At 65.6% G+C, this 26,572-nt stretch carries 25 protein-coding genes and 1 tRNA gene; 17 read left to right on the forward strand and 9 right to left on the reverse strand.

Annotated features, from left to right (window positions below):
* Window positions 1–60 precede the first annotated feature (60 nt).
* The 5 genes from D3H54_RS05425 to D3H54_RS05445 are packed head-to-tail and all read left to right on the forward strand — an operon-like array spanning window position 61 to window position 5,024.
* Entirely contained in the window at window positions 61–1,767 is a 1,707-nt protein-coding gene (locus tag D3H54_RS05425; protein ID WP_149378191.1) for a thiamine pyrophosphate-binding protein, read from the forward strand.
* Window positions 1,748–2,413 (forward strand): SRPBCC family protein, encoded by a 666-nt coding sequence (locus D3H54_RS05430; protein WP_149378192.1) that lies wholly within the window; start codon window positions 1,748–1,750, stop codon window positions 2,411–2,413. The genes D3H54_RS05425 and D3H54_RS05430 overlap by 20 nt, the downstream gene beginning before the upstream one ends.
* An 8-nt stretch (window positions 2,414–2,421) precedes the next feature.
* Entirely contained in the window at window positions 2,422–3,444 is a 1,023-nt protein-coding gene (locus tag D3H54_RS05435) for a 3-oxoacyl-ACP synthase III family protein (RefSeq protein WP_149378193.1), read from the forward strand.
* Window positions 3,445–3,461: 17 nt separating this feature from the next.
* Complete coding sequence (locus tag D3H54_RS05440; RefSeq protein ID WP_149383351.1) at window positions 3,462–4,475, forward strand: pyridoxal phosphate-dependent aminotransferase; 1,014 nt, start codon at window positions 3,462–3,464, stop codon at window positions 4,473–4,475.
* A gap of 39 nt (window positions 4,476–4,514) precedes the next feature.
* A complete protein-coding gene (locus D3H54_RS05445; RefSeq protein WP_149378194.1) occupies window positions 4,515–5,024 on the forward strand; it encodes a MarR family transcriptional regulator in 510 nt (169 codons plus the stop codon).
* Here the strand turns inward: D3H54_RS05445 and mmsB are convergent.
* The 5 genes from mmsB to D3H54_RS05470 all read right to left on the reverse strand — a co-directional run bounded on the left by mmsB (window position 5,021) and on the right by D3H54_RS05470 (window position 11,021).
* Window positions 5,021–5,890: a 3-hydroxyisobutyrate dehydrogenase gene (gene mmsB, locus D3H54_RS05450; RefSeq protein ID WP_149378195.1), complete on the reverse strand. Its 870-nt coding sequence runs from the start codon at window positions 5,888–5,890 to the stop codon at window positions 5,021–5,023. The two genes, D3H54_RS05445 and mmsB, sit on opposite strands and share 4 nt — an antisense overlap.
* 16 nt (window positions 5,891–5,906) lie before the next feature.
* Entirely contained in the window at window positions 5,907–7,073 is a 1,167-nt protein-coding gene (locus tag D3H54_RS05455) for an acyl-CoA dehydrogenase family protein (protein WP_149378196.1), read from the reverse strand.
* 7 nt (window positions 7,074–7,080) lie between these two features.
* Window positions 7,081–8,601 carry a CoA-acylating methylmalonate-semialdehyde dehydrogenase gene (locus D3H54_RS05460; RefSeq protein WP_149378197.1) on the reverse strand — a complete coding sequence of 507 codons (1,521 nt, stop codon included), beginning with the start codon at window positions 8,599–8,601 and terminating at the stop codon, window positions 7,081–7,083.
* A 213-nt stretch (window positions 8,602–8,814) separates the two neighbouring features.
* Window positions 8,815–9,492: a response regulator gene (locus D3H54_RS05465; protein ID WP_149378198.1), complete on the reverse strand. Its 678-nt coding sequence runs from the start codon at window positions 9,490–9,492 to the stop codon at window positions 8,815–8,817.
* Window positions 9,489–11,021 (reverse strand): sensor histidine kinase, encoded by a 1,533-nt coding sequence (locus D3H54_RS05470; RefSeq protein WP_149378199.1) that lies wholly within the window; start codon window positions 11,019–11,021, stop codon window positions 9,489–9,491. The genes D3H54_RS05465 and D3H54_RS05470 overlap by 4 nt, the downstream gene beginning before the upstream one ends.
* A 101-nt stretch (window positions 11,022–11,122) precedes the next feature.
* Here D3H54_RS05470 and D3H54_RS05475 point away from each other — a divergent pair, with 101 nt between their 5' ends.
* The 6 genes from D3H54_RS05475 to D3H54_RS05500 all read left to right on the forward strand — a co-directional run bounded on the left by D3H54_RS05475 (window position 11,123) and on the right by D3H54_RS05500 (window position 15,988).
* Window positions 11,123–12,496 (forward strand): cation:dicarboxylate symporter family transporter, encoded by a 1,374-nt coding sequence (locus D3H54_RS05475; RefSeq protein ID WP_149378200.1) that lies wholly within the window; start codon window positions 11,123–11,125, stop codon window positions 12,494–12,496.
* Window positions 12,497–12,834: 338 nt separating this feature from the next.
* Window positions 12,835–12,908: transfer RNA gene (locus D3H54_RS05480), tRNA-Leu, on the forward strand.
* A gap of 228 nt (window positions 12,909–13,136) precedes the next feature.
* Window positions 13,137–13,775: an HD domain-containing protein gene (locus D3H54_RS05485; protein ID WP_149378201.1), complete on the forward strand. Its 639-nt coding sequence runs from the start codon at window positions 13,137–13,139 to the stop codon at window positions 13,773–13,775.
* A gap of 71 nt (window positions 13,776–13,846) precedes the next feature.
* Window positions 13,847–14,782, forward strand: coding sequence for an NADP-dependent oxidoreductase (locus D3H54_RS05490; protein ID WP_149378202.1), 936 nt, complete (start codon window positions 13,847–13,849; stop codon window positions 14,780–14,782).
* The gene (locus tag D3H54_RS05495) at window positions 14,782–15,228 is read left to right on the forward strand and encodes a cupin domain-containing protein (protein WP_149378203.1); all 447 of its coding nucleotides are present in this window, start codon (window positions 14,782–14,784) and stop codon (window positions 15,226–15,228) included. Before D3H54_RS05490 ends, D3H54_RS05495 begins: the two co-directional genes overlap by 1 nt.
* A 46-nt stretch (window positions 15,229–15,274) precedes the next feature.
* Window positions 15,275–15,988 carry an SDR family oxidoreductase gene (locus D3H54_RS05500; RefSeq protein WP_149378204.1) on the forward strand — a complete coding sequence of 238 codons (714 nt, stop codon included), beginning with the start codon at window positions 15,275–15,277 and terminating at the stop codon, window positions 15,986–15,988.
* A gap of 37 nt (window positions 15,989–16,025) precedes the next feature.
* Here D3H54_RS05500 and D3H54_RS05505 read toward each other — a convergent pair whose 3' ends face one another.
* On the reverse strand, window positions 16,026–17,018 hold the full coding sequence (locus tag D3H54_RS05505; RefSeq protein WP_210419652.1) for a GlxA family transcriptional regulator: 993 nt from the start codon (window positions 17,016–17,018) through the stop codon (window positions 16,026–16,028).
* Between the two features lie 88 nt (window positions 17,019–17,106).
* Between D3H54_RS05505 and D3H54_RS05510 the strand changes: the two genes are divergently transcribed.
* Together D3H54_RS05510 and D3H54_RS05515 are read left to right on the forward strand one after the other, a co-directional pair.
* Complete coding sequence (locus D3H54_RS05510) at window positions 17,107–17,757, forward strand: HD domain-containing protein (protein WP_149378205.1); 651 nt, start codon at window positions 17,107–17,109, stop codon at window positions 17,755–17,757.
* Between the two features lie 629 nt (window positions 17,758–18,386).
* Window positions 18,387–19,607, forward strand: coding sequence for a hypothetical protein (locus D3H54_RS05515; protein WP_149378206.1), 1,221 nt, complete (start codon window positions 18,387–18,389; stop codon window positions 19,605–19,607).
* A 61-nt stretch (window positions 19,608–19,668) separates the two neighbouring features.
* On the opposite strand, the gene D3H54_RS05520 is transcribed toward D3H54_RS05515, so the two are convergent.
* Entirely contained in the window at window positions 19,669–20,112 is a 444-nt protein-coding gene (locus D3H54_RS05520; RefSeq protein WP_286199113.1) for a hypothetical protein, read from the reverse strand.
* Between the two features lie 353 nt (window positions 20,113–20,465).
* On the opposite strand from D3H54_RS05520, the gene D3H54_RS05525 reads away from it, so the two are divergent.
* The 4 genes from D3H54_RS05525 to D3H54_RS05540 all read left to right on the forward strand — a co-directional run bounded on the left by D3H54_RS05525 (window position 20,466) and on the right by D3H54_RS05540 (window position 23,602).
* The gene (locus D3H54_RS05525; protein ID WP_149378208.1) at window positions 20,466–21,368 is read left to right on the forward strand and encodes an NAD-dependent epimerase/dehydratase family protein; all 903 of its coding nucleotides are present in this window, start codon (window positions 20,466–20,468) and stop codon (window positions 21,366–21,368) included.
* 102 nt (window positions 21,369–21,470) lie between these two features.
* Window positions 21,471–22,358 carry a cyclopropane mycolic acid synthase family methyltransferase gene (locus D3H54_RS05530; RefSeq protein ID WP_149378209.1) on the forward strand — a complete coding sequence of 296 codons (888 nt, stop codon included), beginning with the start codon at window positions 21,471–21,473 and terminating at the stop codon, window positions 22,356–22,358.
* 7 nt (window positions 22,359–22,365) lie between these two features.
* Window positions 22,366–22,755, forward strand: a complete 390-nt coding sequence (locus D3H54_RS05535) for a YchJ family protein (protein WP_149378210.1) — start codon at window positions 22,366–22,368, stop codon at window positions 22,753–22,755.
* Window positions 22,756–22,807: 52 nt separating this feature from the next.
* Complete coding sequence (locus tag D3H54_RS05540; RefSeq protein WP_168215038.1) at window positions 22,808–23,602, forward strand: glycoside hydrolase family 16 protein; 795 nt, start codon at window positions 22,808–22,810, stop codon at window positions 23,600–23,602.
* 6 nt (window positions 23,603–23,608) lie between these two features.
* On the opposite strand, the gene D3H54_RS05545 is transcribed toward D3H54_RS05540, so the two are convergent.
* Both D3H54_RS05545 and D3H54_RS05550 read right to left on the reverse strand, forming a co-directional pair.
* Window positions 23,609–26,248: a hypothetical protein gene (locus D3H54_RS05545; RefSeq protein ID WP_149378211.1), complete on the reverse strand. Its 2,640-nt coding sequence runs from the start codon at window positions 26,246–26,248 to the stop codon at window positions 23,609–23,611.
* Window positions 26,249–26,326: 78 nt separating this feature from the next.
* Window positions 26,327–26,560, reverse strand: a complete 234-nt coding sequence (locus D3H54_RS05550) for a hypothetical protein (RefSeq protein ID WP_149378212.1) — start codon at window positions 26,558–26,560, stop codon at window positions 26,327–26,329.
* Window positions 26,561–26,572 lie beyond the last annotated feature (12 nt).

A 26,572-nucleotide genomic window follows, 5' to 3' on the forward strand; every position in this document is an offset into this window, starting at 1 on the left:
GAACCCGACCCGCCCAGCCCTCGTGTCATTGTCAGGGTTGGGGAGGATGGGTGATCTGAGATGGACGAGCGACAACGCGTGGTCGACTACATCGTCGACCAACTGGCGGCCACCGGCGTCGAGCACATGTTCGGGGTGGGCGGCGCCAACATCGAGGATCTCTTCGACGCCGCGCATTTTCACGACGGCGTCACCGCCGTTCTGGCCAAGCATGAGTTCTCGGCGGCGACGATGGCCGACGGCTACAGCCGGTCCGGCTGCGGGCTGGGGGTGGTCATGGCGACCTCCGGCGGGGGATCACTGAATCTCGTTCCAGGACTGGGTGAATCGCTGGTCAGCCGGGTTCCGGTGGTGGCGCTGGTCGGCCAGCCGCCCACCGTGATGGATGGGCGCGGCAGTTTCCAGGACACCAGCGGCCGCAACGGGTCACTGGATGCGCACGCGTTGTTCTCGACGGTGTCGGTGTATTGCCGCCGCGTCACCTCGGCCGACCAGATCGTCACGGCGCTGCCGGAGGCGATCGCCGCGGCTTGGCGGGGTGGTCCGGCGGTCTTGCTGTTGCCCAAAGATATTCAGCAGGCGCTGATCCCGCGCCGGAGCAGGTTGTCGTCGGCGCCCGAGCCTGCGGTGGTGGGGGATCCGCGGCCGATCGCCCGTGCCCTGCACCGGGCTCGTGGGCCGGTGACCATCATCGCCGGCGAGCAGGTGGCGCGCGACGGTGCGCGCACGGAACTGGAGCGAGTGCGTGCCCTGCTGCGCGCCCGGGTCGCCACCGTGCCCGATGCCAAGGATGCCAGCGGCTCGCCCGGTCTGGGATCGTCGTCGTCGCTGGGGGTGACCGGGGTGATGGGTCATCCGGGGGTCGCCGAGGCGGTGCGGGACAGCGCGCTGTGCCTGATTGTCGGTACGCGTTTGAACGTGACCGCCCGCAGTGGTCTGGACGACGCGTTGGCGTCGGTGCCGGTGATGTCGCTGGGCTCGGCCGCGCCGTATCTGGCCTGCACCCACATCCGCACCGACGATCTGCGGGCGTCGCTGGGGCAACTGGCGATGATGCTGTCCGGGTGCGGCCGACCGCACGGCGTCAGCGTTCCCGAGGCTGTCGGTCACCAGGATCTGGTCCCGCCGCACTATGACGGTGACGGAATCCGTTATCGCGACGCGGTTTCCGTGCTCGACGCCATGCTGCCCGACGATGTCGACATCGTCGTCGACGCCGGCAACGCCGGGGCGGCCGCCATCCACTCCCTCCCGGTGCGCAGATCGGGACGGTTCATCGTCGCGCTGGGCATGGGTGGCATGGGCTACAGCTTCGGGGCTGCCATCGGTGCGGCGTTCGGACGCCGGCGCCGGGTCGTGGTGGTGGCCGGCGACGGCGCGTTCTTCATGCACGGCATGGAGATACACACCGCATGGCAGTACCGGTTGCCGATCACCTTCGTACTCTTCAACAACAACGCGCACGCCATGTGCGTGACGCGTGAGCAGCTGTACTACCGGGACATGTACAGCTACAACAGGTTCCGCACCAGCAACCTGGGCGCGGGGCTGGCGGCGATGTTCCCGGGGTCGCAGTCGGTCGATGTCGGCGATGTCGGCCAGCTGCGCGCAACGCTGGGAGCTGCGCTGGCCGTTGACGGGCCGTCGGTCGTCAGCGTCGAATGTTCCGCCGACGAGATCCCGCCCTTCGCCCCTTTCCTGACCGCTCTGTCCCACGACCCGACTGCACCAGAGGAGAGCACGAGCCATGTCGCTGCCCGCGCTTGACGACATCGTCGTCCACACCGGATCCGTCGACCCCATCGAGGGAGTGACGAGGATCGAGACCTCTCCGCGAGAGCAGGCCACCCCGATCATCATGGAGATGATGCGGTCGGTGTACCCGCATGACGACGTGTTCGGCCAGTACTGCGCCGTCAACGAGTACATCGACTGCCCACCGGATGAACTCTTCGCCTACCTGTCCGACACCCGCTCGCTGGAGGAGTGGACGTACAGCCTGCGCGGATTCGAGCCCACCGACGAGCCGGGTCTCTGGGTGGCCTATGACCGATTGGGCTCGGAAACAACCATTTACACCCGCACGGTGGCAAACCCGCAGGCGCGCACCGTGGATTACCACTGCGCGTGGGACCAGGGCAGGCATCTGTGGATGATCTACCTGATGCGGGTGGTCGACGCGCAGACGGTGCTCGACAAGCCCGGTTCCGTTGTGCTGTGGACGAATTGCCGCCACCCGTTCTACGACGAGAACCCCTACCCGGAGACCGCACCCCCTGAGCGGCCGGTGTGGGTGGGGGACTTCTGGGACATGTTCGGCGCCGGACATGCCCTGGAGATGCAGAACCTCAAAGCCATTGCCGAATACCGGCACCGCAACGGCCTGCCGATCACCCCCGACTGGATGAAGTGAGCACCGCCATGAGCAATCCCAGCGTCAGCCTCCTCGACGTCTCGAGCTACCTGCCGGGGGAACCCATCCCGGCCGATTACTACGCCCAGTTCGCCGACTCCGACGAACTGCGCGACAACCTGATGTTCCGCGCGCCGAAGTTCCGCCACCACGTGGCACCCGAGGAGACGGCCACCGACATGATCGAGCGGGCCGCCGCCGGGCTGATCGAGCGTCATGGTGAGGACGTGATCGCCGGCGCCGACGTCCTGATCACCCATACCCAGATGCCGGACATGCCGTTCTACGGCGGTGGCGGGGCGATCGCGCATCGGCTTGGCATGCGGCCGAACTGGGTGCTGGATCTGCACAACGGTGGTTGTGCGGCGTTCGTGTTGGGCCTTCAGGTGGCCCGGCAGTTGCTGTCCTCCGGTGCGGGGCAGACCGCGGTGGTGGCGGTTGCGCAGAACGCGGCGGGTCAGGTTTTCGAACAGCCGACGGTGCGCCGCAAGGCCCAGGCCGCGGTGCCCGGGGACGGCGCGGCCGTCGGACTGCTCGCAGTGTCGGAAGCGTCGCCGATTCTCGATGTCGAGACCCGCACCTACGGCGAGTTCGCCGGTGACATGACCATCGCCTTCGACCCGCCCCGAAAGTGGTGGCAGGCAGGCGAAGCCGAGGGGTACATCGGGTTCACCGAATCCAAGATCACCAAGGTCCTGGCCCGCGGCAACCGGCAGGTACCCGAGGTGGCGCTGGCGGTGTGCGATCGCATCGGAATGAAGTCCCGCGACCTCGACCTGCTCGTCACCAACCAACCCAACCGGGTGTTCCTGCGCAACTGGCGCGAAGCGCTGGAACTGCCGGTCGAGCGCCACGTCGACACCTTTGACGAGTGCGGCAACCTGTTCGGAGCGGGCATCCCGATCAATCTCGACCGGGCGATCACCGACGGCCGGATCGCGGCCGGTGACACCGTGTTGATGGCGGCGTTCGCCCATGCCGGTGACTTCGCCGGCGCGGCCGCTGTGCGCTGGGGCGGTCGGGCCGCCTGATGACAACCATGATCCGGATGGCCGACGACACCGTGGCGGCGTTACCTGACTCGGTCGACCCATTGGCGTTGTCGCTCAACGAGAGTCCGTTCTCCCCGCTGCCCGGGGTGCGCTCGGCGCTGATCAGTGCGATCGATTCGGCGAACCGGTATCCGGAGTTCCTGCCGGAGCGGCTGCGCAGGCTGATCGCCGCCAGGATCGGTGTCGCAGAGGAGCAGGTGGTGCTCGGGCCGGGTGCCACCGGCGTCGCCATGCAGGTGTTGCACGCCGTGACCGAGCCGGGCGATCGCATCGCCATGGCCACACCGACGTTCGACGGGTATCCGATCATGGCGGGCATGGCACGGCTGCGGCCGGTCACTGTCCCGTTGGATCAGCATGGACACCACGACATGGATGCGCTGATCGACGCCGCGGCGGAGGCGAAGGTGGTGGTGCTGTGCCGTCCGCACAACCCCACCGGAACGATCGAGTCGACGTTCGCGGTGAGCCGCTTCCTGTCGGCGGTCCCGAATGACACCATCGTGCTGCTCGACGAGGCCTACATCGAGTTCGTGGCGCCCGGCTTTCGCCTCGATGCGCGGTTGCTGATCCGCCAGCACCCGAATGTGGTCGTGCTACGGACATTTTCCAAGGCCTACGGTCTGGCGGGGCTGCGCATCGGTTACGGCTTCGGTGCCGCGGAGCTGACCGGCACGTTGTGGCGGATGCAATTGCCGTTCGGTGTGGACAACACCAGCCTGGTTGCCGTCGCGGCTTCCTATGACGCGGAACGCCAGTTGCAGCGCCGCATTCGAATGATCGCGGGCGAGCGGCGGTACCTGCGGATGCGGCTGCGAGCGACGGGGGTACACGTCACCGAGGGGCACGCCAACTTCGTGTACCTGCCGCCGGCGGATCGGCCGTGGCGCGAGGTTTTCGACCCGTCCGGTCTGCGGGTGCGCCATTACGGCGACGGCGGGGTGCGGATCACGGTGGGGGACCGGTGGTCGACGCGGGCGGTGCTGGCCGCGGTGGCAGCGCGACGGTAGTGCCCTACGGGGGCGTGTCGATGCGGTATGAATGTGCGGATGGCCGAATCAATCCCGCCCGCCAAGCCGGACCCGATCGCCGCCGCGCGACGCAACTGGGAGCGCGCCGGGTGGGGTGATGTCGCCGAGGGCATGGTGGCGGTGACTTCGGTGATGCGGGCCCACCAGATCCTGCTGGCCCGCGTGGAGAACGCGTTGCGGCCCTACGATCTGAGCTTCTCCCGGTTCGAACTGTTGCGGCTGTTGGCCTTCAGCCGCACCGGCGCATTGCCGATCACCAAAGCCTCCGACCGGTTGCAGGTGCACGTCACCAGCGTCACGCATGCGATCCGCCGACTGGAGGCCGACGGACTGGTCAGGCGGGTGCCGCATCCCACCGACGGGCGCACCACGCTGGTCGAGATCACCGACCTGGGCCGCTCGACGGTCGAGGACGCCACCGCCACGCTCAACGAGCTGGTGTTCGCCGATGTCGGGATGGCCGCGCCGGAAGCCCGGGCCCTGGTGGCGGCGATCGAGACGCTGCGCCACCACGCGGGGGATTTCTAACGCAGGGTTTCGATGACCGCGCTGAAATCCAGGTCGGCGTGATCTTTGGCGAATGAGGCGTAGATCTCGGCGGCGTGGGTGCCCAGTGGCGCGGTGGCGCCGGTCGACGACACCGCATCCATCGCCAGCCCGAGGTCCTTGTTCATCAGCGCGGTGGCGAAACCCGGCTGGAAGTTGTTGTTGGCCGGCGACGTCGGAACAGGTCCGGGCACAGGGCAGTTCGTATGGACCGCCCAGCAGTTGCCGGTGGCGCCGGTGATCACGTCGAACAGTGATTGCGACGACAGGCCCAGCTTCTCGGCCAGCACGAAGGCCTCGCCCACGGCGATCTGCTGCACGGCCAGCACCATGTTGTTGCACAGCTTGGCGGCCTGGCCGGCACCCGACGTCCCGCAGTGAATCACCTTGCTGGCCATCGGATCCAACACCGGTCGGGCCTTCTCCAGTGCGTCGGCGTCGCCGCCGACCATGAATGCGAGGGTGCCCGCGGTAGCGCCCTTGATGCCGCCGGACACCGGGGCGTCGAGCTGAGCCATTCCGGCCGCGGACGCCTGCGCGTTGATATCGCGGGCGTCGTCGACGGAGATCGTCGAGGTGTCGATGAACAGCGTGCCCGCCGTGGCGGCCGGAAGCGCCTCGGCGTAGCAGGCTTTCACGATCGCGCCGTTCGGCAGAGAGGTGATGACGATGTCTGCCTCAGACACCGCGGCGGCGCCGGCGTCGAACACCGTCGCACCCTTCTCCTCGGCGGCCGCACGCAATGCGGGCACCGGGTCGAAGCCCCGTACCGTGTAACCGGCGTTGACCAGGTTGGCTGCCATCGGCCCACCCATATGGCCCAACCCCAGGAACGCGATCGTCGTCATGGATGGCTCCTTTGCCTCATGCCGATGCGCGGGCCCGAGCGGCTTCTGCCCGCCCGATGACCACACGCATAATTTCGTTGGTGCCCTCCAGGATTCGGTGCACCCGCAGATCGCGAACGATCTTCTCGATCCCGTACTCGCGCAGGTAGCCGTAGCCGCCGTGCAGCTGCAACGCCTGGTCGGCCACCTCGAAGCAGGCGTCGGTGACATACCGTTTGGCCATCGCGCACAGGGCGACCTTGTCCGGTTCGTCGTTGTCCAGGGCGACGGCCGCGCGCCACAGCATCAGCCGCGAGGTTTCCAGCGCGGTCGCCATGTCGGCCAGCGTGAACCGGATGGTCGGCTCGTCGAGCAGTGCGCCGCCGAAGGCCTGCCGGTCGGCGAGATAACTCCCCGCTTTCTCGTAGGCCGTTTGGGCGCCGCCCAGCGAGCAGGCCGCGATGTTGAGCCGGCCGCCGTTGAGTCCGTTCATCGCGATTCCGAAGCCGCCGCCGTCACCCTCGGCGCCGCCCAGCATCGCCGATGCCGGTACCCGGACACCATCGAGGATCACCTGAGCGGTGGGCTGCACGTTCCAGCCCATCTTCTCCTCCTGGGCACCGAAACTGAGTCCGGGCGTGTCCTTTTCGATGACAAATGCCGAGATGCCGCGGGGCCCGTCGGCGCCGGTGCGCGCCATCACGATGTACACGTCGGAACTGCCCGCGCCGGAGATGAACTGCTTGACCCCGTCGAGCACGTAGGCATCACCGTCACGAACGGCCTTGGTGCGCAGCGCTGAGGCATCCGAGCCCGCGCCCGGCTCGGTGAGGCAATAACTGGCGATGGCCTCCATCGAGGCGAGCCGCGGGATCCACGACTTGCGCTGATCGTCGGTGCCGTAGGTGTCGATCATCCACGCGCACATGTTGTGGATCGACAGGAACGCCGCCAGCGCGGGGTCGGCCGTCGAGAGCTGCTCGAAGATCCGCACCGCGTCCAGGCGCCGCAGCCCGCTGCCGCCGACATCCTCGGAGCAGTAGATGGCGGCCATCCCCAACTCGGCCGCCTCGCGCAGGACGTCCACCGGGAACTCCTTGGAGTGATCCCAGTCCAGGGCATGCGGCGCAAGACGTTTGATCGCGAACGCGGCCGCCGTTTCGGCGATCACGCGATCGTCATCGTCGAGGGCGAAGAAGCTCATTACCCCTCTAGTTCATCGTCGGGATGACGAACTCGGCGCCGTCCTTGATACCCGACGGCCACCGCTCGGTGACGGTCTTGGTCTTGGTGTAGAAGAGGATCGAGTGCGGCCCGTGCTGGTTGAGATCGCCGAAGCCGGAGCGCTTCCAGCCGCCGAAGGTGTGGTAGGACACCGGAACCGGGATCGGCACGTTGACGCCGACCATGCCGACCTGAACGCGGGAGACGAAGTCGCGAGCGGCGTCACCGTCACGGGTGAAGATCGCCACGCCGTTGCCGTACTCGTGTTCGCTCGGCAGCCGCAGGGCTTCCTCGTAGTCGTGGGCGCGCACGATGCACAGCACCGGGCCGAAGATCTCGTCGGTGTAAATCGACATGTCGGTGGTGACGTGGTCGAACAGCGTGGGCCCGATGAAGAACCCGCCCTCGAGGCTGGCGTCGTCGAACGTCAGCTCGTCACTGGTCTTCTCGCGACCGTCGACCACGATCTCGGCCCCGGCGGCCACACCGGCATCGATGTAGTCGCGGACCCGGGTGAGCGCGGCGGAGGTGACCAGCGGGCCGTAGTCGGCCTTGGGGTCCAGGCTGTGTCCGACGCGCAGTTCGTTGATGCGTTCGACGAGCCTGCCGCGCAACCGGTTTGCCGTTTCCTCGCCGACGGGCACCGCGACGCTGATGGCCATGCACCGTTCGCCGGCGCTGCCGTAGCCGGCTCCGATCAGTGCATCGACGGCCTGGTCCAGGTCGGCGTCGGGCATGACGATCATGTGGTTCTTGGCGCCGCCGAAGCACTGCGACCGCTTACCGTTGGCCGCCGCGGTGGAGTAGATGTACTGCGCGATGTCGGAGCTGCCGACGAAGCCGACGGCCTTGATGTCGGGGTGATGCAGGATCGCGTCGACGGCTTCCTTATCGCCCTGCACCACCTGGAAGACGCCGGCGGGCAGGCCGGCTTCGAGGAACAGCTCGGCGAGGCGGACAGGGACGGACGGGTCGCGCTCAGACGGCTTGAGGATGAAGGCGTTACCGCATGCCAGGGCGGGACCGGCCTTCCAGAGCGGGATCATCGCGGGGAAGTTGAACGGCGTGATGCCGGCGACGACACCGAGCGGCTGGCGGATCGAGTACACGTCGATGCCACCGCCGGCGCCTTCGGTGAACTCACCCTTGAGCAGGTGCGGGATGCCGATGGCGAATTCGATGACCTCGATGCCGCGCTGAATGTCGCCCTTGGAATCGGGCACGGTCTTGCCGTGCTCGATGGACAGCAGTTCGGCGAGCTCGTCGGTGTTGGCGTTGACCAGCTCGATGAATTTCATCAGGACGCGGGCCCGGCGCTGCGGATTCCAGGCGGCCCATTCCTTCTGCGCCTCGACCGCGGAGGCGACCGCGGTGTCGACGTCGGCGGTCGACGCCAGCAGTACCTGGGCCTGCACCTCACCGGTGCTGGGGTTGTAGACGTCCGCGGTGCGCGTGCTGCTGAGGTTGCTGCGCTTGCCGTCGATGAAGTGCTGAATGGTTGTGCTCATGACTGCCCCTTGGCTGACCTTGCCGCTGAATACTAGGACATCCTAGTAACGCGTTGACCGGCTACGCAAGGGGGCGAGGAGCCGCATCGCAAGGGCCGCAGCGAGGGCGCCGGGCGGGCCGCGCCGCCGCGTGGGCAGTCGGTTGTTCCGGAACGCGATATCACCGGCGATATCACGTTGTGGAGAAGCGGCTATCGCCTCGCCCTCGACCACTCAACGCCACTGGTAGCGCGTACTGGGCCGACCCGTCTTGCCGTATTCGGTGAGGCGGGTGACGGTGCCGTCGTCGGCCAGCCGTTCCAGGTAGCGCCAAGCCGTCACCCGGGATACCCCAACCAATTTCGCGGCCTCGTCGGCGGTCAGCCCGTCGGCACGGTCGCGCACCGCGCGGGCGATCTCATCGGTGGTCCCCGGTGCGGCGCCCTTGGGGGCGACCGACTTGTCGGTGCTGCGAAGCTCGGCCAGCGCCCGGTCCACCTCGGCCTGGCTGGCCGCCTCGGTGCCCGCCGGCAGTGCCTCGCGATAGCGGCGGTAGCGCTCGAGGCGGTCACGGAACGCCGCGAACGTAAACGGTTTGAGCAGATAGGCCAGCGCACCGTGGGCGACGGCGGCGCGCACCATCTCCAGATCGCGTTCGGAGGTGATCGCGATGATGTCGGGGGCGGGCCGCAGGCCGGACAGCGCCGAGGCCAGGGCGATCCCGCTGGCGTCGGGCAGGCCGAGATCGAGCAATACAAGGTCGACGGGGGACTCGGCTTCCGAGGCGATGCGCATCGCGTCGCGTGCGGTGTTGGCTATGCCGGTGACGGTAAAGCCTTGCAGCCGAGACAGATACGCGTTGTGCGCTTCGGCGATGAGCGGTTCGTCCTCGACGATCAGCACGGTGATCATTGGATGGTCACCGTCACCACCGAGCCGTAGGTGACGTCGGCGCTGAGCGTTCCGCCGTGCCGGTTGACGATCTGTGCGACCAGTGCGAGCCCAAGGCCTTGGTGTCCGGCGTCGCTGCCGGACTTGGTCGAGTAGCCGCGCTGTCTGGCGCGTGCGAAGGTGTCGGGGTCCATACCCGGGCCACTGTCAGCGACTTGGATCTGCAGGCTCTCGTCGCTCTGGTGGATGGTCACCTCGACCCAGGGATCGTCGCGGTCGCAGGCGTCCATCGCGTTGTCGATCAGGTTGCCCAGCACGGTGACCATCTCCTGTGGGCTCAGCAGCGCTTCGGCGGGCAGGTGGGTTTCCTCGGTGATGGTCAGCTCGATGCCGCGCTCGTCGGCCTCGGCGGTCTTGCCGAGCAGCAGCGCTACCAGGGCCGGCTCGCCGACGGCATCAGAGACCCGGTCGACGAGCTGCTGAGACAGTGCCAGCTCCTGCGTGGCGAACTTGACCGCCTCGTCGGGACGGCCCATCTCGACCAGTGTGACGACGGTGTGCAGTTTGTTGGCCGACTCGTGGGCCTGCGCCCGCAGTGAATCGGTGAAACCCTGCAGCGAACTCAATTCGCCCAGCGCGCCTTGTAATTCGGTGCGGTCGCGGATCGTGACCACTTCGGAGTCCGACGCGCTGACCTGGGATCGGTTGACCACCAACACCCGGTCATCGGTGAGCCGGACCTCGTCGCGCACACCGGGGTCGTTGCCGCGCAGGAACTCTGGCAGGTCGGCGCGTGTGATGGGGCCGGCCGGCAGGGCCAGCAGGCGTCGGGCTTCGTCGTTGGCCAGCGCGACGCCGTTGCGGTCCAACACGATCAGGCCTTCGGAGACCGAGTGCAGGATGGCATCGTGGTGGTCGTACATCACCCGCAGTTCGTCGGGCGCGAGGCCGTGGGTCTGGTGCAGGACGCGCCGTCGGATCGCCCAGATGCCGACGAAGGACAGCGCCAGTGCGCCTGCCCCGACACCGACGATCATCAGCCATTGCGAACGCCACCGCGCGGAGAGGCTTTCCAGCGTGATGCCGGCGGCGACCAGGCCGATGACCTGGCCGCGCTCATTACGCACCGGTGCGATGGTGCGAACCGACGGGCCGAGGGTGCCGGTGTAGACCTCGGTGTAGGTCTCGCCACGTAGTGCGGGCTCGATTGTGCCGATGTATTTCTGGCCGATCTGCTGCGGGTTGGTGTGGGTGAACCGGGTGCGGTCGGGCGCCATGATCGTGATGAACGCGATGTCGGTGCTGGTGCGAACGGCCTCGGTGACCGGTTGCAGAACGCGTGCGGCGTTACCGCTTTCGATCGCTTCCGCAGTGGATGGCGAGTCGGCCAGGGCAACGGCGATCGCCGTCACCTGTTGGCGGGCGGCTTCGTCGCCGTGGCGTTTGGCGTCGAACAGGGCCAACGCACTGCCGGCCACCACCACCAGCACGATCACCGCAGCCTGCAGCGCAAAGGCCTGCCCGGCCAGCGAGCGGGGGAGTACGGCCACTGCTCACCTCTGAACGTAATGAACTAAAGCGTGACCTGCGTCACGTGAGGGTAAACCATCCTTGCAGACCCAAAGCTGTCAGGACTGGAAGGAAACCGCTCATGACCACGGTTGTGGATCGCCAAGGCGGCGAGGACAAGCCCGAGGCGCCCAAGCGCCGGGATCGCACCCACTGGCTGTATATCGCCGTCATCGTCGCGGTCGTCGGTGGCGTCATCGTCGGCCTGGTGGCGCCCTCGGTGGGCAAGGAGGTCGGCGTTCTCGGGACGATGTTCGTCAGCCTGATCAAGATGATGATCGTTCCGGTGATCTTCTGCACGATCGTGCTGGGGATCGGCTCGGTACGCAAAGCTGCCACCGTCGGCAAGGTCGGCGGACTGGCCTTCGGCTATTTCCTGGTGATGTCGACGATCGCTTTGGGTATCGGCCTGGTGGTCGGCAACCTGCTGCATCCGGGTAGCAGCCTCAAGTTGTCGGAGTCGACGGCTGCCAAGGGTGCCGAGCTGGCCGAAAAGGCGCATGAGTCAGGCGGTTTGATGGACTTCATCCAGCACATCATTCCGACGTCACTGTTCTCGTCGCTCACCGACGGCAATGTGCTGCAAGGCTTGTTCGTGGCGCTGCTGGTCGGGTTCGCCATCCAGGCGATGGGCGCCAAGGGTGAGCCGATCCTGCGTGGGATCGAGCATTTGCAGCGGCTGGTGTTCAAGATCCTGGCGATGGTGTTGTGGCTGGCGCCGATTGGTGCGTTCGGCGCGATGGCGAACGTGGTGGGTCTGACCGGCTGGAGTGCGGTGACCAACCTGCTGACGTTGATGCTGGGCTTTTATCTGACGTGCGTGGTGTTCGTCTTCGGTGTTCTCGGGACGATGCTGCGGATGGTGTCGGGGGTGTCGATCTTCAAGCTGGTGCGCTACCTGGCGCGGGAGTACCTGCTGATCTTCGCGACGTCGTCCTCGGAGTCGGCGCTGCCACGGCTGATCGCGAAGATGGAGCATCTGGGCGTGCAGCAGAGCACCGTGGGTGTGGTTGTGCCGACCGGATATTCGTTCAACTTGGATGGCACCGCGATCTACCTGACGATGGCATCGCTGTTCATCGCCGACGCGCTGGGTGACCCGCTGTCGGTGGGGGAGCAGATCGGTCTGCTGGTGTTCATGATCGTGGCATCCAAGGGCGCGGCCGGGGTGAGCGGAGCCGGGCTGGCGACGCTGGCCGGCGGCCTGCAGGCGCATCGGCCGGAGCTGCTCGACGGCGTCGGCCTGATCGTGGGGATCGACCGGTTCATGTCCGAGGCACGGGCGGTGACCAACTTCTCCGGCAACGCGGTGGCCACTCTGCTGGTGGGTTCGTGGACCAAGACGGTGGATATGGCCAAGGTCAACGGTGTGCTGTCCGGACGCGACCCATTCGACGAGGTGACCATGCTCGACACCGATCATCCGCCGGCGCAGAAAGAGGCCGTCGCGGCCTGATCGCCCAGCTCACGACACCCCGGGAGCCCTTCCCCCGGGGTGTCGTGCCGTTGTGAGGCGGACATGGTCGTGAAACGGAAAAAGCCCGGCTGTCGGGGGGGCCGCCGGGCCTTTCCGCGAGAAGAGCTAGGCCCTGTCGCTCTTTCACCGTAGCGCAGCTCGCTGTGAATTCCGGCTCTGAACTGGGTCAAAGCTGTGAGTTACCAATGACTTCAGTAAGCGCCCGCTGGTGATTGGCGACTTTCCCGTGGCGACCTGGGGTGTGACGTGGGCTCTCCTGGTTGCCGGACCCCGAAGTCGCACACGCTAACGTCAATGCCGCGCCGAGCACGCGGTGCGCCCCCATAGCCCAATTGGCAGAGGCAGCGGACTTAAAATCCGCACAGTGTCGGTTCGAGTCCGACTGGGGGCACCGATTTCTCCTGGCGTCATTTCCCAGGCGACGACCTGAATGCCGCCGGCCGATTCATCATCAAGTGGCCGTCGTGCCATGTGCATCGTGACGGGCGCTTGCAACGACGTGCCCATCCAGTACCTAGGTCGCGAATTGGGGGATTCACGTCCGTACTCATGCGGCGGCCGAGGCGTGGTCGGGGTCAGCATGAAAGCAGAAGGCAACGACCACGAAGGGATAGGCCGAATGTCCGAGATCATTGCGGGGATGGAGATCCCCGACACCGCGGCGGTCGCCGAGGCAACCCTGCGCATACGGGAAGACACCAGCCCGCTGATCTACCACCATTCCCGTCGGGTCTTCTTCTTTGGGCAGCTCCATGCTGAGTACCTGGGGCTGCGGCCCGATCCCGAGCTGCTCTACCTGGCCGCCATGTTCCACGACTCGGGACTGATGAAGCCTTTCTCCCACGTGGAGCAGCGGTTCGAGGTCGACGGCGCCGACCATGGCCGCGCCTTCTTGCTCGAGTACGGATTCTCGGCCGCCGCGGCCGACACCGTCTGGACCGCCATCGCCCTGCACACCACGCCGGGCATCCCGGAACGAATGGGCCCGGAGATCGCCGCCATCAATCTCGGTGTGCTCACCGACGTCATCGGGCTCGGGCTCGATCGGCTCGACCCGGACCAGCTGGATCACATCCTCGCTGCGCACCCACGCGGCGACTTCAAGAACGAGTTCCTCATGGCCTACTTCGAGGGCCAGAAAGGCCGTCCCGACACGACCAACGGGACGGTGAACTCCGACGTCCTGGAGCACTTCGTCCCCGATTTCCGGCGCACCACATCTGTCGAGCGCATTCTCGGTTCTGCGTGGCCGAGCTGAGCCGCTGAGTCACGCAGCGATAGACGACCCGAGATTCTTAGACACAAGATTCAGACTTGAAAGGAGCTGTCGTGCAAGCTATTACAGTCCGAGACCGTGACGCCGGCATCGGTGGGCTGACCCTCACCGAATTGCCGTACCCGCACGCCGCCGAGAATGACGTCATCGTGCGCGTCCACGCCGCCGGCTTCACTCCTGGCGAGTTGGAGTGGCCGGCCACGTGGACGGACCGCGCCGGCCGCGATCGCACACCCAGTGTTCCCGGGCACGAACTCTCCGGCGTGGTCGTCGAGTTGGGCTACGGCACAACAGGTCTCATGATCGGTCAGCGCGTGTTCGGCTTTGCCGATTGGGCTCGCGACGGCTCACTGGCCGAATACACCGCTGTCGAGGCGCGCAACCTCGCACCGCTGGCCGCCGACATCGATCATGTCGTGGCTGCAGCGCTGCCGATCTCAGGACTCACCGCTTGGCAGGGGTTGTTTGTTCACGGCGGCCTGCGAACCGGGCAGACCGTGGTCATCCACGGTGCGGCAGGCGGCGTGGGATCCATCGCGGTCCAGCTCGCGCGCGAGGCCGGTGCTCGAGTCATCGGAACGGGACGGCCATACGACCGCGACGTCGTGCTCGATCTCGGCGCGCATTCGTTCGTCGATCTTGGCGACGCCGACCTGAGCAGTATCGGCGATGTCGATGTGGTGTTGGACGTCATCGGCGGTGACATCCTCGAGCGTTCTATCGACTTGGTACGCCCCGGCGGCGCGGTGGTGACCATCGCGGCACCACCCAAGGCGCAGCCGAAGGGTGGGCGCGCCGTCTTCTTCGTCGTCGAACCGGACCGCGCCCAGCTCGAGGCGTTAGCTCAGCGCGTGCGAGAGGGACGGCTGCGTCCCCGCGTCGGAACCGTGCGCCAGCTCGCCGAGACCGCTGAGGCCTTCACCCGGCGCCGCGGCGGCTCAGGCAAAACCATCATCCGCGTGGCCGATGAGCAGGACGGGGACCGGTGATGAGACGAGTACTGGCGGCCACCGGCCTTGTGACCGCTCTGGCCGCGACGCTGACCCTTGGGTGCGGCACAGCAGGGTCCACCCCGGAGGACTCCCCGGCGCAAGCGCCGTCGGAGAACCTGACTCCGTTGTTCTCCGAGGGTCTGCCGAATGTACCCGGCAAGACCTTTACCTCGGCGATCGTGACGTTCCCGCCGGCGGCACACGCGCTGCCACACCGGCACGGCAACGCTTTCGTCTACGCCTATGTCCTCGAAGGTGCTGTCAGCAGTGAACTCGAAGGCGCGCCGGCGCAGGTGTACCACCAGGGACAGAGCTGGTCCGAGTCGCCGGGCGCCCACCATGTGGCCACGGCGAACATCAGCGACACCGATGAGGCGAAGCTGCTGGTGGTCTTCGTCGCCCCCACGGGATCCCAACTGAAGGTGGAGGACCCGCAGTCATGACCGTGGAATTCCAATCGGGTCTACCCCATGACGGAAGGAGCTCTTGATGACTGTGCGACGAGTGTTGATCACGGGGGCGTCCAAGGGGATTGGGCGCGCTGTGGCCGACCGGGTGGCGCGAGCAGGTAACGTGCCCGTCGGCCTGGCTCGGACGGCTCCACCTGATTTCCCCGGTGAGTTTCACACGGTCGATTTCTCGGACGTCGCGGCAACGGCGTCCACACTCGAGTCGATCGTGAGCGCAGGGCGCATCGATGCGGTGGTGAACAATTTCGGTTACGCGCGGTGGGGCGCAATCGGGGGCATCGATCTGGACGACTTGTTGCCTACCTATGACTTGAACGTGCGGGTGGCCGTGCAGGTGACGCAGGCGGCGTTGCCCGGCATGCAGGCACAGAACTGGGGTCGGATCGTCAACGTCACCAGCCTGGTGACCATGGGCACCCCACTACGCACCCCGTACGCGGCAGCCAAGGCTGCGTTGGAGGCCGCCACCCGGATATGGGCGGGGGAGTTGGCGCAGAGCGGTATCACCGTCAACGCTGTCGCGCCCGGGCCGACGGAAACAGAGATGTACCGGTCACGCAGCCCGGTCGGATCTCCGCAAGAGGCCGAGCTATTGCGCACGATCCCGATGCGCCGACTGGCTTCCCCAGCAGAGATCGCACATGCCATCTGTGTGTTGCTCGACGAGGACGCCGGCTACATCACCGGGCAGATCTTGCGGGCAGACGGCGGTGGAAGTATCTGCGCGGCTTGAGCTCTCGGGCCGGAGTAGCTGGTTCGCGCCGCGGTGCTCAGCTTCGGATTGTGGTTCGAAACCTGTCCCGGTAGGCCTTTGGCGGGACGCCGAGACGTTCGACGAATGCCCGACGGAGAGTTTCGGTGCTTCCGAAGCCGGCGAGATGGGCCGCATCGGTCACCGTGCGGCCGGCGTCCAGCGCTGCGCGTGCGACATCGATTCGGACCATCTCGACATAGTCAGCGGGTGTCGTCCCCAGCTCGGACCGAAACAGCCGAGTGAGCTGACGTGTGCTCAAAGATGCTCGCGCAGCAAGGTTTCGCACGCTGTGGTCCGCGCCCGGGTCGGCTGCGATAGCCTCGGTGACCACTCGCAGAGCTGACTGCGGCGGTGGGTTGGCTTCGATCAACGCGGAGAATTGCGACTGCCCACCTGCGCGTTTGAGGTAGACGACCAACCAACGGGCGACATCGCGGACGAGATCGGTGCCGTGATCCTGTTCGACGAGCGCGAGCGCGAGATCGATTCCTGCCGAGATTCCGGCCGAGGTGTAGATGTCCCCGTCGCGGACGAAGATGGCGTCGGGCTCGACCGTGACGTCGGGGAAGGCTCGGGCCAGCGAGCGGATGTTCTGCCAGTGCGTGGTTGCGCGGCGGCCGCTGAGCAGGCCGGCCTGGGCGAGGATGAATGAACCCGTACAGATCGACCCCAAGCGTCGGGTTCGCCCCGCCACTGACCTGACAGCTTCGACAAGCGCCGGGTCGACCGGCCACGCCGGGATGTTGTCGCTGCCGGCGACCAGCACCGTGTCAGCGGATTCGACGGACTCAATGGCGTCGGTGACTCCTAGGCGGACGCCGATTGACGTCGTCACGTCGCGCCCATCGACCGACGCGATCTTGATCTGATAGTCGGCGCCGAATCGGTTTGCCTCCGCGAAGACCTCGCCGGCGCCCGCGACATCCATCATCGTCACGTCGTCGAAGACGACGATCACCACCACCCGTGAGTGAGGACGCGCTGCGACCACTGCGTTATTGTGTCGCATCTTGTGGGCCGAATGACTCATTAGCAGTATGTGATCTGGTCTCCACCTGCGTTGACTTGACCGTAAGAGTCCAGCTCAGGAGGTTGACATGAGTACCAAGTCGATTCAGACGATCGCCGGCATCACCATTCCCGACAGCGCACTGGTGCGCGAAGCGACCGAATTCGTCCGCGAAGCCGAAGACGATCTGCTCTTCGACCATTCGCGCAGAGTATTTCTGTTCGGTGCGTTGCGTGGCCAACGCCTCGGGCTGCAGCCGGATCTCGAGTTGCTCTATGTCGGAGCGATGTTCCACGACCTCGGCCTGACGGAGCGCTACCGCTCATCTGATCTGCGCTTCGAAGTCGACGGGGCCAACGCCGCGCAGGATTTCCTGCTGCAGCACGGCGTCGACGCCGCCGATGCCCGGAAGGTGTGGCTCGGCATCGCATTGCACACCACCCCTGGTGTACCGCAGTTCCTGGACCCCGAGACCGCTCTGGTCATTGCGGGCGTCGAGACAGACGTCATCGGCATCGGTCGCGACGAGTTGTCCACTGAAGCCGTGGAAGCGGTGACCGCCGCGCACCCGCGGCCCGACTTCAAAAACCGCATCCTCGCGGCGTTCCACGAAGGCATGCGTCATCGGCCGGACAGCACCTTCGGGACGATGAACGACGACGTGCTTGCCCACTTCGATCCGACGTTCGAGCGGGTCGACTTCGTCGACCTCATTCTGAACAACACGTGGCCCGAGTAAGGGGTGACGCTTCAGCGAGGTGTCGAGCCTGGAAGGTGCTGCGCCACAGCATGATCGCTTGTTCGCTGGTGGCTGAGCCGTTTCGGCACGCTCCGTGCTGTCACCGCGGCCAGCTCTGACGCGCCGATACCGGACGGCACAGAGCTGAGGGCGCCGAGAATTTGCGGCTCCTCAGCAAACCTGCAAATGCGCGCGTGCCAACCGTTTGAGGCGGTTGGCGTCGAGGTTGCCGGCGGAGCTGTTCCGGTCCCGTGCCGCGTCGGCGGCGGTCACGGCAGCTCCCTCGGCGTCGACCGACTCGCGCAAACGCCAACAAATTTACATAAGCCTGGTTATGGTACTGAAAAGTAACTTAGGCGACAGTTTCAGCAAACTGTTTATCTTACCCACGGGTAAGTTAGGGCGCCGCAATTGGTAGCTGCTCGCCCGCTGCGGTTCACCACCCGGCAACCTCGCAGAGTCGCCAGAGGTGGCGTGAACAGCGGCGTTGACCGCAGAGATCCATAGGTAGCTCAGCTATCTGGGGTCCTTTCGACGCGCAAGAAAGTTTCCAGAACCTCTACTTACTGATGAGTAAGGTGCGCTACGTTTTGGCGCTTAGGGGGTCCAAACATCGTCAAAGGAGAGTCATGAACGCTGCCATTCGTCCGTACGCCACCGCTGGTGTCGCGCTTGTCGGAGCGAGTGTCATCGCAATCTCACCGCTGGCGCCGCCGATGCCTGACGTTCAGGCGCTGCAGCGGTCGGTGTCGTCGGCCAGCGTCGAGCTCAGCGCCGCGGTCAACCCGATCGAGAACTGGGTACAGGTATTCCAGAAGTCCGCAGCAAATCTCGGTGCAATCGGCCAGCAGATCGCCGCCAGCCCGGCGCCAATCCTCAAGCAGATCGTCGAGAACCAGCTCGCGAGCCTGAAGGCCTTGCAGACGGCCTATACCAATGACGCGGCGAACCTCAAGCTGATCTTCGAAAGCGTTCCCGGTGCGATCGAGACCGCTCGCGGCCAGCTCCAAAGCGGTGACATTGTTGGCGCTTTCGGCACCATCAACAACACCGTCGTGATCCCGCTCGCGCTGAACCTCGTTACGATCGTTTCCGATTCGACCGTCCCCCTGGTGAACACGGTGAACAACTTCGCCAAGGCCTTCGCCACACTGCCCAACACCGTGTTCCAGGTGGTCCTGCCCATGACGTTCCCGCTGGTCTCGACGATCAACGCTGCGGTGCAGGCGACGCAGGACGTGTACGACGGCGTGGTCGCCCGCGACCCGGGTGCCGTCCTCAACACCCTGGTGAATCTCCCGGCGAATCTGGTCGACGGCTTCCTCAACGGGTCGGGCACGATCCTCGGATTTCTGCCCGCCCCGGGCCTGCTGACGCCCTACAGCCCCGACTTCGGGTTCCTGGCCAGCGGACCGATCGCCAGCCTGATCCAGCTACGCGATGTCATCGCCCAAGCAATCGGAGCGACGCCGCCGACCACGGCCGCCATCAGTGCGGCCAAGGTGCCCGCTGCCGCCACGACAGTGACCCTGTCGACCGCGCCGCAGGCTCAGGGTGCGGAGTCGGCCCGTGGTGCCACCAAGGCGGTGTCGGAGAGCGCGGCTGATGACACCGCAGCCGACGCCGGCGTGACCGAATCCGCCACTGGCGGAACCGGTTCCACGAAGGCCAGCGCCAAGGCCACGCCGGCCGTGACGGCCGCTGCAGCGACCGATTCGGCCACCGGCGGTTCGGAGTCGTCGAGCGACACCAAGGCGGGATCCTCCACCGGCGGTAACGATTCGAAGGCCGGAAGCGGCAAGAAGGCGTCGTCGGGCAAGTCCGGCAGGTCCGCGAAGGCCGGCAAGTAAGTTCCACCCGATAGCGCCAGTCGGTCCCTGATTCAGGGCCGGCTGGCGCTTCGGCGTCGAGTTACTGCGGGTAGCCCAGACTCCAACCGCGGTACGTCCAACCGGACCCCACGTGAGGACTCGGCAGAATCTGGATGTTGTGCCCGTCGCCGTACCCGCGCTTGAGTCCCTGGACGCCGCCGGAGATATACGTCCCGTCACCGCGGGCGATATCGATGTGGGCGCCGTACGGGCTCTTGCTGAAGACGAGCGCACCTCGCGGGGCATCCATGTCGGTGTGTATCTCACCCTGGTGAAGCAGCGTTTGGTACATCGTCTCGGCGGCGCCATCCCAGCCGTACTTCGCCTGTGGAACGTCGAAGGCATAGGCCACGAAAGCCTCGCACCCATACGGGCCGAACATGTCTGACCCGAGCGCACTTTCGGCCTTCGAGATGGCATCCTCGGCTCCGGCGATTCTTTCCGCGGAGGCGCCGGGTGCGAACAGCAGTGCTACGGCAAGCAATATTGCCGAAAGTAAGGGATAGATCCGGGCGTTCAATTCGTGGCTCCGTTCCCGACGTGCGTTGGCTGGCCTCGTCGATGGGGCCGTGACTCGATCTGCTCGTTCGAGCCTGCAAGACTCGATTCACATAACTTAGTGGCTTCGTTCAGGTTGTATTCAGATACCCGCGGCCGGGAAGTCGAAACTGCTGGTCAACGGATTGCTGCGACAAAGGCCCGGCCGCCGGCGAGTGCTTCGCCCATGGCTCGGGCCATTGCATTGCGTTGTACGCCAATTCGATGCCCGACAGCGACGCTGGCGTCCACTGAGACAAAATCGATCGTCCGACCCATCCGCCTGCCTACCATCAGCCGATGCGCGGATCCAAGATTCTGATCACCGGAGTGAGTGGCCAGGTCGCCACCCCTGTGGCCCTGGCCCTGGCGCCGGATAACGAGGTGTGGGGCATCGCCCGGTTCACCGATTCGGCGGTCAAGGACAGCCTCGAGAAGGCCGGCGTCCGGTGCGAGACCGTCAACATGGCGGCCGGGGACTTCACCGGGTTGCCATCCGATTTCGACTACGTCTTGAACCTGGCGGTGGCCAAGAGCGGTCGGTGGGACAAAGACCTCGCCGCCAACGCGGAATCGGCTGGTCTTCTCATGGCGCACTGCCGCAGCGTAAAGGCGTTCCTGCATTGTTCGTCCGGTGCGGTCTATGACCCACCCGGCGACGAGCCGCGGACCGAACGCACCGTCTACGGCGACAACCACAAGAGCCTGCTGCCCACCTACTCCATCACCAAGATCGCGGGTGAGACCGTCGTCGCGACCATGGCACGGGCCCTCGGCGTGCCGACCACCATCGCGCGGCTCAATGTTCCCTACGGCGACAACGGCGGCTGGCCGTACTTCCAGATGGAGATGATGCTGAGCGGCATGCCCGTCCCCGTTCCGCCCGGCGGGCCGGCCGTCTACAACCCGATCCACGAAGACGACATCATCGCGATGATCCCGAAATTACTTGAGGTGGCCTCGGTTCCGGCGACCACCGTCAACTGGGGCGGCGACCAATACGTCAGCGTCCAGGAATGGTGCACCTTCCTCGGATCGCTCGTCGGCACGGAACCGGTCTTCGAGGAAAGCGATCAAGCGCTGCGCGGCAATCCGTTGGATGTCACCAAAATGCATGAGCTCATCGGTGGCACCAGCGTCGACTGGCGCGACGGGATGCGGCGGATGGCAGCCAAGTTCCGCCCGGAGCTGGTCGGCGCCTAGCCCGCCGGCGCCCGAAATGACGCGTCGGGGCACCCGCACCGCGTAGGGTGCGAGCCACCAGGCGATCGCTTCACCCATCCCAGACGGGAGGGCATACGCACCATGCCCGACAACGAATCCACTTCGACGATGCGGCCTCACTTCGAGGACATCCAAGCTCACTACGATCTGTCCGACGACTTTTTCGGCCTGTTTCAGGACCCGACCCGAACGTACAGCTGCGCCTACTTCGAACCCGCCGACCTCTCGTTGGAAGAAGCCCAGATCGCCAAGATCGATCTGAACCTGGACAAGCTCGACCTGAAGCCAGGGATGACGCTGCTGGACATCGGCTGTGGGTGGGGCGCCACCATGAAACGCGCGATGGAGAAATACGACGTCAACGTCATCGGCCTCACGCTGTCGAAGAACCAGCATGCGCACACCACGAAGCTGCTCGGCGCGGTCGATTCCGGGCGGACCTACGACGTTCAACTGCACGGCTGGGAAGAGTTCACTGAACCCGTCGACCGGATCGTGTCGATCGAGGCATTCGAGCACTTCGGCTTCGAGCGCTACGACCACTTCTTCAAGAACTGCTTCAACATCCTGCCCGACGACGGGCGCATGACGATCCAGAGCACCACCAGCTACCACCCCTACGAGATGGCCGAGCGCGGCACGCCCATCACGTTCGAGGGTCTGCGGTTCGTCAAGTTCATCCTCACCGAAATCTTCCCGGGCGGTCGCATCCCGACGGCCACCATGATGCAGGAACGCGGCGAGGCAGCCGGATTCACCGTCCCGGAGGTGCTGTCGCTGCGACCGCACTACATCAAGACCCTCGGCATCTGGGGAGATGCTCTAGAAGCCAACCGCGACAAGGCAATCGAGATCCAATCCGAAGAGGTCTACGACCGCTACATGAAGTACCTCCGCGGTTGCCAGGGGATGTTCACCAAGGAGTACTGCGACGTCAACCTCGTCACGTATCACAAGCCCGCGGCCTGACGCCTGCATGCGCCCGACCGATGCCTGCCCGTGCGGGTCCGGCGCACCGTTCGGCCGCTGCTGCCTGCCGCTGCACCGGGGCGAGAGCCAGGCCGGCACCGCCGAACAGCTGATGCGGTCCCGATACAGCGCCTACGCCGTCGGCGACCTCGACTACGTGTGGCAGACCTGGCATCCACGCACCCGCCCCGATTCGCTTACCCCGACCGACGGGCTGACCTGGATCGGGCTGGAGATCGTCGACACCGCAGACGGGCAGCCCGGTGACGAATCCGGGGAGGTCGAATTCCGGGCACGGTACCGGCAGGGCCCCCGACCTGGGATGTTGCACGAGCGGTCCCGCTTCGCCGTGCGGGCCCATCGCTGGTTCTACCTCGACGGGGACATCTTCGACTGACCAAATCCGCGCCCGAGCGGGCCCACTGCTTTATGGTCGAGCCGTGCCCGAAATGGACCGTCGAAGCATGATGTTGATGTCGGGGCTGGGCCTGCTGGCCGCTGCGCTCCCGCTTCCCAGTGCAAACGCGGAAGCCCCTTACCTGTTCCAGGACGATTTCGACGGGCCGGCGGGGTCGGCCCCGAACCCGGCGAATTGGTCGGTTCAGAACTGGCAGGACGATGTCTGGCCACCGGTAGAGAGCCAGTACCGCGACGACCGGCGCAACGTGTTTCTCGACGGAAACTCCAACCTCGTGCTCCTGGCCACCCACGAAGACGATCAGTACTTCAGCGGCAAGGTGCGGGGAAACTGGCGAGTCCCCATGGGTCACACCTGGGAAGCGCGGGCCAAGCTGGACTGCCTGACCTCGGGGGCCTGGCCCGCGTACTGGGCGGTCAACGAAGACCCGTTGCCCGACGGCGAGGTCGACATCTTCGAGTTCTACGGCAACCGCAGCTGGGCGCCGGGAACCACCGTCCACGCGGCATCGAACGGCAAGACGTGGGAGAGCAAGTCGATTGCGGGGCTGATCGACGGCGGCTGGCACACCTGGCGGATGCGTTGGGATGCTGACGGATTCAAGTTCTGGCGCGACTACGTCGACGGCGCGAAGCCGTACTTCACCGTGCCGCCCAAGCCGATCCCGGTCCACGGCAACCCCACCGACCTGCGCTGGCCGTTCAACAATCCCGGGTATTGGCTGTCGCCGATGTTCAATCTCGCTGTCGGGGGACCTGGTGGCGGTGACCCCTCTCAGGGCACCTGGCCGGCGGCGATGCTCGTCGACTGGATCCGCATCTGGTAGCGGACGCTACTGCTGTGCGGTCGCGGTGCTTAGCCTGAGCGCCAAATGGTGTGCGGCAGCCGGGTATTGGCCTGCGCGGAAGTAGTCGCTGTGGGTGTCAACCCGCACAATGATGGCGGGTTTGAATGTCAGCCTTGTTGTGAGATCTATTGTTGCCGAGGCTCCTACGTCAGTTTCGCTGTCCTGCAGTACGATCTCGCCGTCCGCGGCGTGCTCTGCCGTCACCTCGTCCGCTGGACGGTCAACCGGGTTCTTCGGCTCTCTGGAGTACACCGGGAAGCCCAAGTAGTCGGTGGGTCGCCAGAGGTTGATCCAGCGTCGTTCCCCGTTCACGTTCGTCAGCGTCGCAAGGACAGACGGAGGTAGTGCGTTGTTGTTCGGTTCCGGTTGCGGCAGCGCCCGGAACGTCGGGCACCGCAACAGCCGGGCGGGACTGGAGGCTGGCACGCCGAGGACCCGGGGACCCAGCAACTCCGGGAACAGCCGACTGAAGTATGCGCGTAGCTGGCAGCCGTAGGTCAGCAATGCGATTCGGTCCCGGTACATATCTGAAAGCAAGAGGATTACGGCGACGGCGAGGACACCACCGAGACTGTGGGCCGACAGAATCAAACGTCTTGACTGCGAGCCACTCTCGCCAGTCGGAGGGCTGTCCAGCCACGCGCGGCAATAGGTGTGGAGTTCGGGAATCGCGCGCTGCGCATAGCAAGGAGGGCCGAAGGGGTGGGCGGCGCGCGGCAGGAAACAGATGAGATCCCACACGATGCCAAGCGGGCGGCCCTTGGAAACGCCATGACCGACGATTACCGCGCCGCTAAGAACGGCCACAATGACGCCGGTCTTCTGCAGGAAGTCGAGGACGCTTCCGTCTCGATATGGACCGTCGTGGTACTGCAGAACGGCAGTGGCCAGCCCGCTGGCCGTCGCCAGCGCGGCGATGACGGCGAGCCAAGCGGCGACTGGCTCGGCGCGGTGGAGCATCGACGCAACTTTGCGAGTGCTGCGGCGACGGCAATACAGACAATCGCGTCTGATGCAGCGGGTCTTTCCGCAGCACCCGGCTTGGCGTCGGGCCGAGTCGGAAATCTCGGCAAGGCAAGCCATTTCACGTTCGCCGGGCTGGGTGGTGCGATCTAGATCCGGCTCCACCGGCTCGGGGCAGCGCGATATGACCGTCACCACGACCAGAACGACGAGGAGGATCATCGCTACGATGGCCGGCCCCAAGGTTGCGGCGAAGCTGAGATAAAGCGCTGGTGGCGTTCTGATCCCGCTATCGCTCAGGCTGATCTTCCCGTCGTTGAGCAGTGCCGCGGCGGCGGCGACGAACACCGTGGACAGCAGCACCCCAGAAAAGAGCGCGAGGATCATCAGGATTCCCGGGGCGGAGCCGTGCCATGCTTGCGCTTCTTGAGCGCGTTCGTGCCAGCGCAACCAGCACACCCAGGCCACGGCCACCACGACCAACGCGCCGATCAGTGATTGCTCGGCGCGGGTGGTGTCGACGTGCGCGGCCTGACCGTAGAGGACGGTCAGAAGCGCGGCCGCGCCCAGCACAGACAGGCCTGCGCCGACCACGTGGGCCGCCCAGCGATGGGCTTGCCGCCAGCCCAACGCCGAGACTGCGATGACGAGAAGGAGAAAGGAAATGATGCCGGGCGCCAATGAGAACATCACCAGCCGTGCAGGTTCGGCAGTCGGCGAATGCCAGCAGATCAACGCGACGAACTGCACGAGGAACGTCGCGACTGCCACCCCTGTGAGCAAGCGCCGTGCTGATTTCCTCAGCGCGCCAATCGCATTGACCTGAGTGGCCAATGGCGCCGTCATCGCCAATGCAACTGACCCCGCAAGGATCAGGCCGGACAGGGCGATCACCAGTATGCCCAGGATGCGATGCTCGCCGAGCCAGAATTGGCCGGTCCACATCAAGCTCAGTGCCAGGCCCGCAGCCGTGTGAATGCCGGCGTTGTGGGCCGATAAGTCCGCGTTGTCCCAGAAGCTCGGGGTGCCGAACTTCCAGTGACTAGCCCTGTCGTCTGCCGGCGGCGGAAGTTTGACGCCCTTGTCGTAGCGGACGCGGGTGACGGTGGCCAGACTCCATAGCAGCAGAATCACCAGAGCGGGAGCAAGCGACAAGATGGCCAACCTGTCGCCCTCGTCCGTATGGTGTTTGAACAGCGCAACCCACGTCGGTGGGTGGTCGAGGTTCATCAGCGTCGCTATGCGGCTTTCGGCCATGTCGAGGCTGACTGAGCAGACGGACGAGACGAGTAACAGGGTGAGCCCGAGGGAGAACGCCCGGCTCAATGCTGCAGTGAAACGCACGTTCGCGGGCTTATCGTCGTCTGGCATCGTCAATTTCCTTGACCAGTAAGCGACGTTCGCCAAACCGAACGGGATCACGAAGATCCAAGCGGCCGACGCGACAGCCCGAACCCATCTCGCGAACGGGATGTGGAGCGAGGGCGACAGGCGCGCGAGACCGCCCCACGACAACGCCTTCACCACCCCTGGGGTGGGTCGCTCTCGATATACCCCAACCAGCGAATCGCCATATTCCTGCTGAATGGCATAGAGCATGCTGACCGGCGGGGTGTTGTTCACACCGTGAACCCGAAGTTCGAGAAGATCCCCATCGGACATAACCGCTGTTCTACACCGGTTTAGAAGGGTGATGGCGAATTCCGCAGAGCTCACCAAGTAGACCGACGCCAGCTTCGGCTACACGGAGCCGGTTCCGGCATCGACAACGCCTGCCTCATGCGCTCCGGGAGTCTCCGGCATCTCGTGTCGTCCGCCGCCCGATCGGCGCTGAAGGAACCACACCCCCATACCGACCGACGCGACTGTGCCGACGATGATCGTGGGCCACAGCAACAGCTGCGCCAGCCAGACCCGCCGCTGGAGTTTGACGACGCGCTGCTCGGCATGCCGAACTCGGGCCAGCTTGTTCATGTGTCCTCTAAT

Source organism: Mycobacterium sp. ELW1, from assembly GCF_008329905.1.
Lineage (GTDB): Bacteria > Actinomycetota > Actinomycetes > Mycobacteriales > Mycobacteriaceae > Mycobacterium.

Bases quoted from the DNA above. Each gene is read 5' to 3' on its own strand.
- D3H54_RS05445 (WP_149378194.1), top strand. From the start codon at position 4,515: ATGGCCGAATCAATCCCGCCCGCCAAGCCGGACCCGATCGCCGCCGCG.
- D3H54_RS05525 (WP_149378208.1), top strand. From the start codon at position 20,466: ATGCGCGGATCCAAGATTCTGATCACCGGAGTGAGTGGCCAGGTCGCC.
- D3H54_RS05540 (WP_168215038.1), top strand. From the start codon at position 22,808: ATGGACCGTCGAAGCATGATGTTGATGTCGGGGCTGGGCCTGCTGGCC.
- D3H54_RS05510 (WP_149378205.1), top strand. From the start codon at position 17,107: ATGAGTACCAAGTCGATTCAGACGATCGCCGGCATCACCATTCCCGAC.
- D3H54_RS05455 (WP_149378196.1), bottom strand. From the start codon at position 7,073: ATGAGCTTCTTCGCCCTCGACGATGACGATCGCGTGATCGCCGAAACG.
- D3H54_RS05425 (WP_149378191.1), top strand. From the start codon at position 61: ATGGACGAGCGACAACGCGTGGTCGACTACATCGTCGACCAACTGGCG.
- D3H54_RS05435 (WP_149378193.1), top strand. From the start codon at position 2,422: ATGAGCAATCCCAGCGTCAGCCTCCTCGACGTCTCGAGCTACCTGCCG.
- D3H54_RS05495 (WP_149378203.1), top strand. From the start codon at position 14,782: ATGAGACGAGTACTGGCGGCCACCGGCCTTGTGACCGCTCTGGCCGCG.
- D3H54_RS05500 (WP_149378204.1), top strand. From the start codon at position 15,275: ATGACTGTGCGACGAGTGTTGATCACGGGGGCGTCCAAGGGGATTGGG.
- D3H54_RS05545 (WP_149378211.1), bottom strand. From the start codon at position 26,248: ATGTCCGATGGGGATCTTCTCGAACTTCGGGTTCACGGTGTGAACAAC.
- D3H54_RS05440 (WP_149383351.1), top strand. From the start codon at position 3,462: ATGGCCGACGACACCGTGGCGGCGTTACCTGACTCGGTCGACCCATTG.
- D3H54_RS05430 (WP_149378192.1), top strand. From the start codon at position 1,748: ATGTCGCTGCCCGCGCTTGACGACATCGTCGTCCACACCGGATCCGTC.
- D3H54_RS05460 (WP_149378197.1), bottom strand. From the start codon at position 8,601: ATGAGCACAACCATTCAGCACTTCATCGACGGCAAGCGCAGCAACCTC.
- mmsB (WP_149378195.1), bottom strand. From the start codon at position 5,890: ATGACGACGATCGCGTTCCTGGGGTTGGGCCATATGGGTGGGCCGATG.
- D3H54_RS05505 (WP_210419652.1), bottom strand. From the start codon at position 17,018: ATGCGACACAATAACGCAGTGGTCGCAGCGCGTCCTCACTCACGGGTG.
- D3H54_RS05550 (WP_149378212.1), bottom strand. From the start codon at position 26,560: ATGAACAAGCTGGCCCGAGTTCGGCATGCCGAGCAGCGCGTCGTCAAA.
- D3H54_RS05465 (WP_149378198.1), bottom strand. From the start codon at position 9,492: ATGATCACCGTGCTGATCGTCGAGGACGAACCGCTCATCGCCGAAGCG.
- D3H54_RS05515 (WP_149378206.1), top strand. From the start codon at position 18,387: ATGAACGCTGCCATTCGTCCGTACGCCACCGCTGGTGTCGCGCTTGTC.
- D3H54_RS05530 (WP_149378209.1), top strand. From the start codon at position 21,471: ATGCCCGACAACGAATCCACTTCGACGATGCGGCCTCACTTCGAGGAC.
- D3H54_RS05535 (WP_149378210.1), top strand. From the start codon at position 22,366: ATGCGCCCGACCGATGCCTGCCCGTGCGGGTCCGGCGCACCGTTCGGC.
- D3H54_RS05475 (WP_149378200.1), top strand. From the start codon at position 11,123: ATGACCACGGTTGTGGATCGCCAAGGCGGCGAGGACAAGCCCGAGGCG.
- D3H54_RS05485 (WP_149378201.1), top strand. From the start codon at position 13,137: ATGTCCGAGATCATTGCGGGGATGGAGATCCCCGACACCGCGGCGGTC.